Origin of the sequence: Streptomyces sp. B21-083 (genome assembly GCF_036898825.1) — a bacterium.
GTDB lineage: Bacteria > Actinomycetota > Actinomycetes > Streptomycetales > Streptomycetaceae > Streptomyces.
Window position 1 is genome coordinate 4939242 of the sequence record NZ_JARUND010000001.1, and the last position, 13034, is coordinate 4952275.

Below are 13034 nucleotides of genomic sequence, written 5' to 3' on the forward strand. Positions count from 1 at the left end.
TCAGTTGCCGTGGACTGGCCTGGAATCATCGCTCTGATACTGCTCGAATCTTGCTGAAAGTACACGGTGAATCACAAGGAGTGAGTTTTCAGATACTGATAGAGATCGCGAAGGACCCGACCAGTCTTCCGACCTCTGTCTGCAACTGCTGTGCCGCGTCTAGCAGTCGACCAGCCTGATGGGAAGGAAGAGAAATGGCCAAAGTGGCGGCCGTCGAACCGATGGTGATCGGAATCGCCGCACAGACCGTCCCCAGCGCGTACTCCTGCCGCTCCACGACGAGTTCCATCCGCCGCATCCGGTCGAGGCGGCGCAGCAGCGTGTGACTGTCGCGGACCGTGTAGGGGGTGACCGTCTGTACGGGGTGGCGGTCGAGATGGTCCCGACGGTCCTGCTCGTCCAACTGCGAGAGCAGGCACTGTCCGATGGCGTGCGCGTGCCCGGTCTCTCGGAAGTCGGCCCACTCCTCGACCGCCGGGTTCGCGGGGGTGTCGGAAACGCACACGACCTCGATGTCGCCGTCGCGGTACACGGCGTAGTACACGGGTACGCCGATGGCGTCGCGCCAGTGCGCGAGGGCGTCCACGACTGTGCTGCGACGTGTCTGCCTTGCACCGCTGCTGCCCAGCCGCTCGGCCGATGCACCGAGGAAGAACAGCCCTTTCTCCCGCCGCAGATAGCCTTCGAAGACAAGCGTCCGCAGCAGGTGGTAGGCGGTCGGAAGGGCGAGGCCGGTCTCTCGGGCCAGTTGTTTGGCCGGCGCGCCGTGTTCGTGCGCGGCGACGGACTCCAACAGCCGCATCGCCCGCTGCACGGAACCGATGAGGGTCGCTGTGGAGTGCGGTTCGGCCGGCGGCACGAGCACGGGGACGGGGACGGACGCCGGGACGAGCGGGGGTCCTGGGGTCGACAGAGGTCTCTCGGCCGGCCGGACACGAGCCCCCGGGGAAGGCGGGGTCCGCTGCTCGGGCCGGCGTTGTACGGGTGGAGCCTGTGGTTCCGCGGGTGCGGTGTCGACCATGACGAGGGTCACTCTCGAAGGCGGTGGGCTGCCCGTGCGGAGAGGCACGGGAGGAGGGGATACGCCGTCCGCGGGGATCGTCCCGCGTCGAATTCCGGACTCTAACCGCCTGTCACCGCGCGCAGACGGCCCGTACGGGAAACTTCCCCCGCCCGAGGGAACCGGCGATTTCTGTTACCGGCGCCCGTGCCGCCCCGCGCACCGGCTCCGGTGTCCCCTCCGCCCCACTGCTCTCACCAGTCGCTGCGCGACGACGAGCTCGACATGAACTTCCGTACGACGTAGATGAGGCCGGCGACCAGGGCGACGAAGACCAGCGCCTTGAAGAGCAGGGCGACGACGAAGTAGACGACGCTCGCTATCAGCCCACCGAACACGACGAGGGCGATGACCGGCACCGCGACCCACTTCACCCACCACGGCATTCCCGCGAAGATCTCTCGCATCGCCTTTTCCTTACTTCTCCGCCCGTCGCATCCGCCGGGGCCTGTGGCCTTCGCTCGTGCCGGGACATTCGATGTTCCGCCCTCGATGCTAGGGCCGACAGGGGGCCCGGCGGGGGCCCCGCAGCCCTTGTCCTCCCCTGATCGGACCCCTAGGGAACCCTGAGGCGGCAGTCAGCTCTCGGGCGGAGAGAAGACCACCATGACCCGCAGATCCTCGCTGATGTGATGGAACTTGTGGGCCACCCCGGCCGGCACGTACACGACGCTGCCGCGCGCCACCTGGGTCGTCTCCATGCCGACCGTGATCGCGGCGCGCCCGCTCACCACGAAGTAGACCTCGTCCTGGCGATGAGGCTGCTGTGGATCCTGGTCGCCCGCGTTCAGCGCGTACAGGCCGACCGACATGTTCCGTTCGCGCAGAAACTGCAGGTAGGCGCCATCGTTGGCGGCACGTTCCGCCTCCAGTTCATCCAACCGGAATGCCTTCATCGCCCTCGCCCACGCTCGTAACCGATCTCTTCTGCCACGATCAGACACATGAAGAATTTCGTAGTCAAGACGATCGCCAACGCGGGCGCTCTCGGCGTGGCCGTGTGGGTACTCGACAAGATCACCCTGACCGGTGACAGCACGGGCAAGAAGATCGGCACGCTGGTTGTCGTCGCCCTTCTGTTCGGCCTGGTGAACTTCCTGGTCAAGCCGCTCGTGAAGGTGCTCACCTTCCCGTTGTTCATCCTCTCGCTCGGCCTGATCACCCTGGTGGTCAACGCCCTGATGCTGCTGCTCACCTCGTGGCTGGCCGACAAGTTCGACCTGAGCTTCCACGTCGAGGGTTTCTGGACCGCCGTCCTGGGTGGCCTGATCATCTCGATCGTCTCCTGGGCGCTGCACATCGTCCTTCCCGACGAGGACTGAGGGCGTCCGGTGCCCCTCCGCGTCTGTTTCGTCTGCACCGGCAACATCTGCCGCTCCCCGATGGCGGAGTCCGTCTTCCGCGCGCGCGTGGAGGAGGCCGGACTGGCCGGCCTGGTCGAGGTCGACAGTGCGGGAACGGGCGGCTGGCACGAGGGCGACGGCGCCGACGGGCGCACGGTCTCCGTGCTGGAGGCCGCCGGTTACGACGGCGATCACGCGGCCCGCCAGTTCCGGGCCGCGTGGTTCGCGCGTCTCGACCTCGTCATCGCCCTCGACGCGGGCCATCTGAAGGCCCTGCGCCGCATGGCGCCCACTCCGGGGGACGCGGAGAAGGTACGTCTGCTGCGTTCGTACGATCCCGCCGCGGGTGCTGATCTCGACGTCCCGGACCCGTACTACGGGGGTATGGACGGCTTCGAGGAGTGCCTTGAGATGGTGGAGGCGGCGAGCACGGGCCTGCTCGCCGCGATACAGACGGAAGTGGAGGGACAGACGGTATGAGTGATTCGGCTACGAACGAAGGTTCGGGCCTGCACGCGGCCCCGGAGCTCGGTGACGGCACCCGCGCGGTGCGCGCGGGGTTGCCCGACCCGGTCAAGTACGCCCCGGCCCTCCCCGGCCCGGTGTTCGCGGCCCACTACCACCTGCCGGGCGCCCCCACCGGCCCGTACACCTACGGCCGCGACGAGAACCCGACCTGGACGCTGCTGGAGCGCGCCATCGGCGAGTTGGAGGCTCCGGGGCAGGACGGCGTCGAGACGCTCGTCTTCGCCTCCGGCATGGCCGCTGTCTCGGCGGTGCTCTTCTCGCAGCTGCGGACCGGGGACACCGTCGTCCTGCCCGGCGACGGCTACCAGGCGCTGCCCCTGGTCCGGGACCAGCTGGAGGCGTACGGCATCGAGGTGCGCACCGCTCCGACCGGCGGCGACGCCCAGCTCGACGTTCTCGACGGCGCGCGGCTGCTGTGGCTGGAGACCCCGTCGAACCCCGGACTCGACGTGTGTGACGTACGACGGCTCGCCGAGGCGGCACACGCGCGTGGGTGTCTCGTGGCCGTCGACAACACCCTGGCGACACCGCTCGGCCAGCGCCCGCTGGTGCTCGGCGCCGACTTCTCCGTGGCCAGCGGCACCAAGCAGCTCACGGGGCACGGCGACGTGCTGCTCGGTTACGTCACGAGTGCGGATGCCTCCGCGATGGCCGCTGTACGACGGTGGCGCAAGATCGCCGGGGCGATTCCCGGGCCGATGGAGGCCTGGCTCGCGCACCGGTCGATCGCCACACTCCCCTTGCGGGTCGACCGGCAGGACTCCACCGCGCTGGCCCTCGCCGAGTCCCTGCGGGGTCGACCCGAGGTGACCGGACTGCGTTATCCGGGGCTGCCGGAGGATCCCTCGTACAAGATCGCTTCACGGCAGATGCGGCGCTATGGGTGCGTGGTTTCCTTCGTGCTGCCCACGCGTGCGCGTGCCGATCGTTTCCTTGACGCACTGCGGCTTGTCGACGACGCAACGAGCTTTGGTGGGGTCCGGTCCACGGCCGAACGGCGCGGTCGGTGGGGCGGGGACGCCGTGCCGGAGGGCTTCATTCGTTTCTCGGTCGGCGCCGAGGACCCGGGAGACCTGGTGGCGGATGTGCTGCGCGCGCTGGAGGAGTCGACGGACTGACCGGCGGCGGAGCGACCGAAAGGTGCTCCGCTTCGTCGGACAGCGGTCCGAGCCTCCCCCCTCGTGGCTCGGACCGCCGCGGCTCCGCGCGCGAAGAACCGCGCGCACAAGGCGAGTTGCCTCTGTGTCAGTGTCCAATCACCCCGCGGATCCGCACCCTGGAGCGGCAACTGGGCCGTCCGCTGTTCGTGCGCCAGGCCCGTGGTGTGAACCGCACGACCATCGGCGACAAGCTCGTGCACAGGGCCGCTCCACATCTCGACGCGCTCGTGGTGCTGACCGGAGGTGAAGGCCAGGGCTTCGCGTTGCGTGTCTCCCGGCACCTGCTCGATCCGGCGGTACCTCAACTTCGGACGTACTTCCTGGTGGTCCGCACCGGCACGCTGGCGATGTCGCACGACTGGCTCCGGCACGCGGCGGTCGACTGAGGCCGAGGCCCTCCAGGTCTCGGGGATTCTTCTGCGGCCCTCGGTGATGTTGCACGTGAAACACTCATTTCGCTCAGCGGTCCAGCACCTTTACCTCCCCGGGAGCAGTTCGTGGGGAGCCGAAATGTTTCACGTGGAACCAGCCGGGCCACATTCCTCCCATGACCGTCCGACCCGTGGTCAAGCGCACCGCACGCGCCGTCCTGCTGGATGGCGACGACCTGATCCTCATCAAGCGAACCAAGCCAGGTGTCGATCCCTACTGGCTCACTCCGGGCGGCGGGGTCGAACCGGACGACACCACCGTCGTCGAAGCCCTCCACCGTGAATTGCACGAAGAGCTGGGGGCCAAGATCACCGACGTGGTGCCCTGCTTCGTGGACACCGTCGAGCACATCGGTGCGGACGGCGGCGCTTCGGGAGTGAAGGTGCAGCACTTCTTCGTGTGCCGCCTGGAGGCCATGAACCCCGCGCTGCGACACGGCCCGGAAGTCGACGAGCCCTGCGGCGAGTACGAGATCGTCCGTATCCCCTTCACCCGGGTCGGGATCGCCTCCGTCCACCTCGTGCCGCTCTCGCTGCGTCACTATCTGGACGGCAACATCGAGGGCGTACGGGCGATGCACGCGCCTGACCTGGGCTGACAGTAGGCGGGCTCGTCAGCTCCCGGTGACCACCAGTTCCTCCACCGCGTCATGGCGGATCCGCTCCACGGGGATACCGGCGCGCCGCAGCGCGACCACACCATTGCGGATCATCCCGGGCGGTCCCGACAGATAGGCGTCGTAGTCGTACCAGGGTCCGTACTCCCGTACGGCGTCGGTCAGCTGCAGCTGCGCCTGCTGGTCTATGACCGCGCGCACCGCGAGCCAGGGGTGACTCTGCTGGAGCCGCAGCATGGTGTCGATGTCGTACAGGTCGAGGTCGGTACGGGCGCCGTAGAACACCTCGACCCGCCGCCGGTCACCGTGCTCGGCAACGTCCTCGACGAGGGCCTTGATGGGCGCGATGCCGGTGCCGCCACCCAGACAGAGCAGGCCGCTGTTGGTGGTGTGGTCGACGGTCATCGTGCCGGTGGGCGGGCCGAGCCGGACGATGTCGCCGGGTCGGGCACGGTGCACCAGCGCATTGGAGACCCAGCCCGCAGGCACCGCCTTCACGTGAAAGGACAGGAGACCGTCGGAACGGGGCGCCGAGGCAAAGGAGTAGTGCCGCCAGACGCGGGGCCACCACGGCGTCTCCAGGCTCGTGTACTGGCCGGCGAGGAACGGATACGGCTGGTCGGGCCGGACGGTGATGACGGCGATGTCCGGCGTCCTGAGGTCGTGGGAGACCACCTCGCCGTACCACCAGGCCGGAGCACGCAGTTCATCGACAGCCGCCGCGTCGATCATCACCTGCGACATCGTCGTGTAGGCCCGTACCCACGCCGCCTCGGTCTCCTGGTCCCAGATCGCGGCCGCGTACCGGCTCAGTGAGCCGATGAGGCACTCGCCGACGGCCGGGTAGTGCTCGGGCCGGGTGCCGTACTTGCGGTGGCCATGTCCGAGGTTCTTCAGATACGCGACGAGGACCTCGGTGTTGTCGATGTGCTCGGCGGCGGTGAGCAGCGCCTTGAGGAGCCGGTCCCGCTGGGTGTCCATCGCGGCCGGGAAAAGTGAACGCAGTTCGGGGTGACGGACGAAGAGGAGCGCGTAGAAGTACGAGGTGGTCTTGTCGGCGACAGGACCGACCACGTCCATGGTCCGCCGGATGAGCACCGCATCCGGGGACGCCTGTTCGCGAGGCTCAGCGGACACCGGGGGCCCTTGTACGGGCGCGTACGGGGCGGAGGCCGGCGCGGGAGGTGTGCGGGAAGCCTCCGAGGTGGTGAACCCGAGGGCCGGCACCGGGCGCAGGGGTGGTGCGGGGACAGCGGATTCGGGTGCGTGGGCAGACGTGTCGGAAACCGGCGGCCCGGATGCGAAGGGCGGGAGTGCCGGAGTCCCGCCGGCCGAAGGCGCGGGCGTGAAGGGCGCGGGAAGAGGTGACGCGGGTGCGAGGGGCAGGGGAGGCAAGGGCGTGGGAGCCGGAGGTGTCGCCGGGCGCTGAGGCGTCGGCGGCACGGGTATTCGCTCCTGATCCGGCGGGACCTTGGCCTCAGCCGGACGGGCGTTGTCGTCCGGCGACACGCTCCTGGCGCCGCTCGGAGAAGGCCTGCCCACGGGACGCAGTGCGGCCAGCCGACTGCCTTCCGCTGCCTCCTGTTCGCCGCCCGGGGGAGCCTCCGGCTGCGTGTGCGGCTTGAACCAGCCGCCCCCGCCGTTGCCGCCGGAAGTGCCGTTGTCGGCCGACGTGGTGGTCGGAGCGTCCATGGTCTGCCTCGCCTCGAACATCTTTCGGTCGGTCTGCGCACTTCCTCGGTCGGAATGTGCTCGCGTCCCCCGCTGACGGCTTGCTTTCCCCGTTCGCCCCCTGTCCAATGCGGCCGCATTCAACCCGGATCACCACTCCACACGGACAAGCAGGGCCAGGGTGTGACATTGGCCACGTCGCTCTTCCCGCAGCGTCTCACCGTGGACGAACACCGTCACCGTGTAACCGGAAATGCGAGTCTTCGAGCTCTCCGTCCCGTTAGGCTGCATTGCCCCGCTCTCACCGCGTGCACGGGATACGTCACCCCGGTGCGGACAAGAACCGGAGTCGACCATACCGGCCGTCGCCGAGCGCACAAGTCCCGACCTTCTCAGCCACGAAAGACGAGGGGCGAACCATCATTTCCCTCAACTACCGGGCGCCGCACGCCAATTCATAGGCATCCCACAAATCCCGCCCCGCGCAGGTCGGCCCGGATGGAGATCGCAGACCGGCTCTGCGGGCAGTTCGGTCTGACCCGGGCGGACTGTGCCGCGTACGGCCACTCCCCGGCACGACGCCCGTCGCGGCGGTACTGGTCTCTGATGTCATGAGTGCCGAGGCCAGGCCTGTCGCCCGATGACCGATGCTCAGCGTTTCACGTGAAACATCTGTCCATGCGCTGTGCGGACCGGCACGACATGGCCAAAAGAGCGTACGGCCGACCGCAAACAGGTGGACGGCGGGGGCGCCGGTCGGACAGCCTGACCTGCGTGCCGACTCCTTCTCCCGCTGATCTGCCCATCCGCCGTCTGACGCGTCGCGATCTCATCGCATGCGCCGACTTGTCCGAGGACCGGGGCTGGCCCCGCGAGGAGCACAAGTGGAGTCTCCTGCTCACGGCAGGGAAGGGCTACGGCATCGACGACCCCGGCGGCGGACTGGTCGCCGCATGTGTCGTCACTGAGTACGGACCTTACGGCGACCCCGAGTTGGGAGCCATCGGCATGGTGCTGGTCGCCGAGGGGTATGCCCGCCGGGGCGTCGGTCGGCGGCTGATGCGGTACGTCGTCGCCGCCATGGGCACCACACCACTGACATTGCACGCGACCCCGAACGGTCGCCCCCTCTACGAAGAACTCGGCTTCAAGGTCACCGGCGGGGCCGAGATGGTCCGCGGACGCTTCACACCAAACGGTCCGGAGCCCGAGACCGGCACCCGCGCGGCCACGGCCGAGGATCTCGCCGAGATCATCCGGCTCGACGAGGAGGTGTTCGGCACCGACCGCACACCCATGATCACTCGGCTGCCCGCCTTCTCCGACCAGTTGCGCGTCGCCGAGGAGAACGGCCGGATCATCGGCTACGCGGCAGCCTGGCCCAACATGGACACCCATGTGGTCGGTCCCCTGATCGCCCGCGACCCGGAGACGGCGAAGGCGCTCCTCGCCTCACTCGCCGCCCGGACCGACCGTCCGCTGCGAACGGATATCGACCTGCGGCACGGGGAACTGCTGGCGTGGGTGAAGGAGCGTGGGCTGGCGCCGGTGGGTCACAACGCGGTGATGACGTACGGGATCCACGAACTGCCGGGTGACTGGACGCGGCGCTTCGCGCCTCTGACGGTGGCCGCGGGCTGAGGGCCTGCCTCTTTCCTGCCCGGGGCACCGCGCGGTGCCGCCTGCTGCCTGGCAGATGTACCGCGGGTGACGACGGAACCTGGTGCGTTCGCGCGGCGCTCCAGAGCAGCCGACAGAAAGGCGAGGAGCAGGGCGCCCACGGCGAGAGCGGCGCCGACCCAGTTCGGGGCGGTGCAGCCGCGCCCTTCTGGTACCGAGGGCGGTCATGATCGGGGCTCCGACCATGACACCGAGCGCATAGCCGGTCACGAGAAAGCCGGCGGGCGGGATGGAGACCCCGAAGTCGCTCGCCACGTCGGGCAGCAGGCCCATGATCACGAATTCCGCGGTGCCAATGCCGAAGGCCCCGATTGCGAGGGCCAGGAGCACGGGAGGCATGAGGGAGCAGCACCTTCCGGAGAGATTGCATAAGCGCCTTAACTGCTGCCGGCGACGGACCCCGCGCCCACCGCCCTCTCCCAGGGCTGGTGCGCCCTTAGCCGGAGCGCGACGACGCGGCGGGTCACCAGGTTCGAGGACCGCGGGCTGCTTGCGCGGTACCTGTACCCCACCGACCGCCGAGGGATCTACACCGACGTCAGCGGAGCAGGGCTCACGCTTCTCGACGAGGCACGTCGCATCAATGACAGCGCCCTTCGCGAGGCCCTCGACGAGACGGCTGGAGACCCGCGGCTGGCTCCGCTGGTCCGGGTCGTCGAGTCGGTGAACCTGCCCGCATAGGCTGCGAACATGGGAGATCTTGAAATACGGCCCGCGACGGCGGAGGACGTTCCCGCGATCGTCGGCATGCTGGCCGACGACCCCCTGGGCGCACAGCGCGAGTCACCGGACGACCTGACCCCGTACCTGATCGCACTGGACCGGCTGACCGCCGACCCGAACCAGCACCTGATCGTCGCGATCCGCGAGGCTCGCGTGGTCGGCACCCTCCAGCTCACGATCGTTCCCGGGCTGTCCCGCAGAGGCGCGGCCCGGGCGATCATCGAGGGTGTGCGCGTCCACACCACCGAACGCGGCAGCGGCCTGGGCACGCGGCTCATCGAGTGGGCGGTCGAGACGTCACGCCGCGAGAACTGCCAGTTGGTCCAGCTGACCTCGGACGTCACGCGCACGGACGCCCACCGCTTCTACGAACGGCTCGGCTTCACGCCTTCGCACGTGGGCTTCAAGCTCCAGCTCTGAAAACACGCGAGGAAGCGTCATGTTTCACGTGAAACATGACACTTCCTCACAGTCGGCGCCTACTTGATCCCGCGCCACCCTTCCGGATCCACTCCACCCGGCACAGAGGCCCCCTCCTCGTACGGCTGACGCACGAAGACGAACGATCCGAGGTCCAGGTGGTCCACAGCCCCATTAGGCCGCCGTACGGCCCGCAGAAGCTCACCGGCGAAGTACCCGTCGAGTCCCGTCCAGGTGCCGTCGCCGTTCGCCTTGAACCGCGAGCGGCGGCCGTTGCCGGCCAAGGGCCCCAGGGATACGCCCCCATCAAGCGACAGCCGCATGGCGTAGGGCGCGGTCCCCCAGTACCACGGGCCCGTCAACTCCAGTACAGCCCTGTCGACTTCGGGCAACGGGCGCCACGGCTCGGGAATCCGCGGCTCGGCCTCCGAGACGATCTTCACGAGGTCCCCGGCGACCACGGACACCGGCGGGCCAGAGGTGCAGTTGGCCAGGACGACAGCCGCGAGGTCGTCCGCCACGTCGATGGTGAGGCTCGCCAGGAAGCCGGGGAGCGAGCCTCCGTGCCCCACCAGCAGTCGCCCTTCCCGGTACTGGATCTGCATCCCGAGGCCGTACGCCGAGCCCGCGGCCACGTCCTCCGGCTCGGCGGGAGCAGCCGGCGTACGCATCTCCGCGACGGACGCAGCGCTCAGTACCCGGTCGTCCCCCTTGGCCAGGAAGACGGCGAAGCGCGCCAGGTCTCCTGCCGTGGACCAGAGCTGACCGGCCGGCGCCATCCGTCCGAGGTCCTCCGTCGGCTCCGGCAGCAGCGCATCGGCCCAGGGATGCACCGCCCAGCCCCCCGCGTGCGGTGCCCGCGGCTGCCCGCTGGTCCGTTCCAGCCCCAGGGGATCGAGCACCTCCCGCCGCAGCACGTCCTCCCACGGAGCACCGCGCAACTCCTCGACCAGCGCACCCAGAAGGCTGTAGCCCGGGTTCGAGTAGTGGTGACGTCGACCCACGGGATGCAGCAACGGCCGCTCGCCGAGGACGTCGGCCAGCTCGGGGCGCAGTGATCCAGGTGTCCGCTCCCACCAGGGCGCGGGTGACTCGGCCGCCAACCCACCGGTGTGCGCGAGCAGTTCGGCGATAGTGGCCTCCCCCGCTCCGGTACCCGGCAGGTGCTTCTCCAGCGGATCGACGAGATCGAGAAGCCCCTCGTCGCGCAGTCGCATCACCAGTACGGCGGTGAAGGTCTTGGTGATCGAACCGATCCGGTACTGCACGTTCGCGTCAGGGGCATGGCCGTCCACCGAACTGCGCGCGCCTGTCCACACTGTCTCCCCGCCCCGCACCACCGCCGCGACCAAGGACGGCGCCCGCCCGTCACTCTGGGCGACAGCGATCCGATGGAGCAACGCCCGTCGCGTGCTGGGAAGGAGCTCGTCCTGAGGTGTTGTCATGGGGCAAGTTCAGCGGTCGAGCCGCGTCACGTCGAGCGCATTTCCCCCTCGCCGGGCACCCGCTCACGTCTGGGCCATGTCCACGAACCGGGAGTAGTGCCCCTGGAAGGCGACTGTGATCGTCGCTGTCGGGCCGTTTCGGTGCTTGCCGACGATGATGTCCGCCTCGCCGGCGCGCGGTGACTCCTTCTCGTACGCGTCCTCGCGGTGCAGCAGGATCACCATGTCCGCGTCCTGCTCGATCGAGCCGGACTCACGCAGGTCGGAGACCATGGGCTTCTTGTCCGTCCGCTGCTCAGGACCACGGTTCAGCTGCGACAGCGCGATCACCGGCAGTTCCAGCTCCTTGGCCAGGAGCTTCAGGTTTCGCGACATGTCCGAGACCTCCTGCTGGCGGCTCTCGGACCGCTTGCCGCCGGACTGCATCAGCTGGAGGTAGTCGATGACCACGAGCTTCAGGTCCGCGCGCTGCTTGAGACGCCGGCACTTGGCACGGATCTCCATCATCGACAGGTTCGGGGAGTCGTCGATGTACAGGGGCGCGGCCGAGACGTCCGGCATACGTCGGGCGAGCCTGGTCCAGTCCTCGTCGGTCATCGTGCCGGAGCGCATGTGGTGAAGAGCCACGCGTGCCTCGGCGGACAGCAGACGCATGGCGATCTCGTTGCGGCCCATTTCGAGGGAGAAGATCACACTGGGCATGTTGTGCTTGATCGAGCAGGCACGGGCGAAGTCCAGTGCCAGCGTCGACTTACCCATGGCGGGGCGGGCCGCGATGATGATCATCTGGCCGGGGTGCAGACCGTTGGTGAGCTGATCGAGGTCGGTGAACCCGGTCGGCACACCGGTCATCTCCCCCGACCGTGAGCCGATCGCCTCGATCTCGTCGAGCGCGCCTTCCATGATGTCGCCGAGCGGCAGATAGTCCTCGGTGGTGCGCTGCTCGGTGACCGCGTAGATCTCGGCCTGGGCGCTGTTGACGATCTCGTCGACGTCCCCGTCCGCCGCGTATCCCATCTGGGTGATGCGGGTTCCGGCCTCGACCAGACGCCGCAGGACCGCGCGCTCGTGCACGATCTCCGCGTAGTACTCGGCGTTCGCCGCTGTCGGCACTGTCTGCACCAGCGCGTGCAGATAAGGAGCGCCGCCGACCTTGGTGATCTCGCCCCGTCTGGTGAGCTCGGCCGCGATCGTGATCGGGTCTGCAGGCTCGCCCTTCGCGTAGAGATCGAGGATGGCCCCGTAGATGATCTCGTGCGCGGGCCGGTAGAAGTCGTGGCCCTTGAGTACCTCGACGACGTCGGCGATCGCGTCCTTCGACAGAAGCATGCCGCCGAGTACCGACTGTTCGGCGTCGAGGTCCTGCGGCGGCACCCGCTCGAAGGACGTTCCCTCGCTTTCCCAGGCGCCGTTCTCACGACCGCGGTCGTGCTGTTCGTCACGCCCCCGGCCACCTTCGCGGCGTTGACGGGAGGGGGGCAGACGATCACTGGGACCGCTGTCGGCCCACGGATCGTCCAAGGGCTCGGAAATACTCACCGAGCCACCTCCTCCCATCCGCAGAGCGGACCTCGCCATGCCCTCTGTTCTACGGCACGGCACTGACAAATAAGAGGCCCAACTCCGGTTCCGGCGCGTCGGTTTTATGACGTTTCCGAGGCTGGGAGACGGGGTGGGCTCCGGACCACCGTAGGCCCGTCGGCACCGTCAGCCAATCTGGTTATCCACAGGGCATGTGGACGACGGCCCGGATGCTGTGGAGAACTCCGCGAAACCTGTGTACGACCCGGTGGACAGCCCTGTGAACAAGCTTTCGCGATCGTCGACACACCGCCGCTGACCAGCACGTTCTCCGTCCACCGGCTGTGCAGGAGAAAAACTTTCGCCATCGGGCCAAGATCTCCACAAGCGGCACACCGCAACACGCCCCTCAAGCAGGGAAGTAATAGCCTCTAC

At 68.4% G+C, this 13034-nt stretch carries 13 protein-coding genes and 2 pseudogenes; 8 read left to right on the forward strand and 7 right to left on the reverse strand.

Going from position 1 to position 13034, the window contains the following annotated elements; translation table 11 throughout:
* Positions 1-88: 88 nt before the first annotated feature.
* The 3 genes from QA861_RS22230 to QA861_RS22240 all read right to left on the reverse strand — a co-directional run bounded on the left by QA861_RS22230 (position 89) and on the right by QA861_RS22240 (position 1956).
* The gene (locus QA861_RS22230; RefSeq protein WP_443041526.1) at positions 89-1021 is read right to left on the reverse strand and encodes an IclR family transcriptional regulator; all 933 of its coding nucleotides are present in this window, start codon (positions 1019-1021) and stop codon (positions 89-91) included.
* 233 nt (positions 1022-1254) lie between these two features.
* Positions 1255-1467, reverse strand: coding sequence for a DUF5326 family protein (locus QA861_RS22235; RefSeq protein ID WP_334590053.1), 213 nt, complete (start codon positions 1465-1467; stop codon positions 1255-1257).
* Between the two features lie 171 nt (positions 1468-1638).
* Complete coding sequence (locus QA861_RS22240; protein WP_334590054.1) at positions 1639-1956, reverse strand: cupin domain-containing protein; 318 nt, start codon at positions 1954-1956, stop codon at positions 1639-1641.
* Positions 1957-2004: 48 nt separating this feature from the next.
* Between QA861_RS22240 and QA861_RS22245 the strand changes: the two genes are divergently transcribed.
* From QA861_RS22245 to QA861_RS22265, 5 genes and pseudogenes are all read left to right on the forward strand, one after another.
* Positions 2005-2382 (forward strand): phage holin family protein, encoded by a 378-nt coding sequence (locus QA861_RS22245; RefSeq protein WP_334590055.1) that lies wholly within the window; start codon positions 2005-2007, stop codon positions 2380-2382.
* 9 nt (positions 2383-2391) lie between these two features.
* A complete protein-coding gene (locus tag QA861_RS22250; protein WP_334590056.1) occupies positions 2392-2883 on the forward strand; it encodes a low molecular weight protein-tyrosine-phosphatase in 492 nt (163 codons plus the stop codon).
* Positions 2880-4049: a cystathionine gamma-lyase gene (locus tag QA861_RS22255; RefSeq protein WP_334590057.1), complete on the forward strand. Its 1170-nt coding sequence runs from the start codon at positions 2880-2882 to the stop codon at positions 4047-4049. Before QA861_RS22250 ends, QA861_RS22255 begins: the two co-directional genes overlap by 4 nt.
* Before the next feature lie 101 nt (positions 4050-4150).
* Positions 4151-4366, forward strand: a pseudogene (locus QA861_RS22260) (LysR family transcriptional regulator); the annotation flags it as partial.
* 272 nt (positions 4367-4638) lie between these two features.
* Positions 4639-5121, forward strand: a complete 483-nt coding sequence (locus tag QA861_RS22265; RefSeq protein WP_334590058.1) for an NUDIX domain-containing protein — start codon at positions 4639-4641, stop codon at positions 5119-5121.
* 15 nt (positions 5122-5136) lie between these two features.
* Here the strand turns inward: QA861_RS22265 and QA861_RS22270 are convergent, their stop codons facing one another.
* The gene (locus tag QA861_RS22270; RefSeq protein ID WP_334590059.1) at positions 5137-6831 is read right to left on the reverse strand and encodes a globin domain-containing protein; all 1695 of its coding nucleotides are present in this window, start codon (positions 6829-6831) and stop codon (positions 5137-5139) included.
* Between the two features lie 753 nt (positions 6832-7584).
* Between QA861_RS22270 and QA861_RS22275 the strand changes: the two genes are divergently transcribed.
* A complete protein-coding gene (locus tag QA861_RS22275; RefSeq protein ID WP_334590060.1) occupies positions 7585-8451 on the forward strand; it encodes a GNAT family N-acetyltransferase in 867 nt (288 codons plus the stop codon).
* A 177-nt stretch (positions 8452-8628) separates the two neighbouring features.
* Here QA861_RS22275 and QA861_RS22280 read toward each other — a convergent pair.
* Positions 8629-8829, reverse strand: a pseudogene (locus QA861_RS22280) (MFS transporter); the annotation flags it as partial.
* Between the two features lie 45 nt (positions 8830-8874).
* On the opposite strand from QA861_RS22280, the gene QA861_RS22285 reads away from it, so the two are divergent.
* Positions 8875-9171: a winged helix DNA-binding protein gene (locus QA861_RS22285; RefSeq protein ID WP_334590658.1), complete on the forward strand. Its 297-nt coding sequence runs from the start codon at positions 8875-8877 to the stop codon at positions 9169-9171.
* Positions 9172-9180: 9 nt separating this feature from the next.
* Positions 9181-9633: a GNAT family N-acetyltransferase gene (locus tag QA861_RS22290; RefSeq protein ID WP_334590061.1), complete on the forward strand. Its 453-nt coding sequence runs from the start codon at positions 9181-9183 to the stop codon at positions 9631-9633.
* Positions 9634-9692: 59 nt separating this feature from the next.
* Here the strand turns inward: QA861_RS22290 and QA861_RS22295 are convergent, their stop codons facing one another.
* Complete coding sequence (locus tag QA861_RS22295) at positions 9693-11078, reverse strand: serine hydrolase domain-containing protein (RefSeq protein ID WP_334590062.1); 1386 nt, start codon at positions 11076-11078, stop codon at positions 9693-9695.
* Between the two features lie 63 nt (positions 11079-11141).
* Positions 11142-12617, reverse strand: coding sequence for a replicative DNA helicase (gene dnaB, locus QA861_RS22300; RefSeq protein WP_319097781.1), 1476 nt, complete (start codon positions 12615-12617; stop codon positions 11142-11144).
* Positions 12618-13034: the final 417 nt, after the last annotated feature.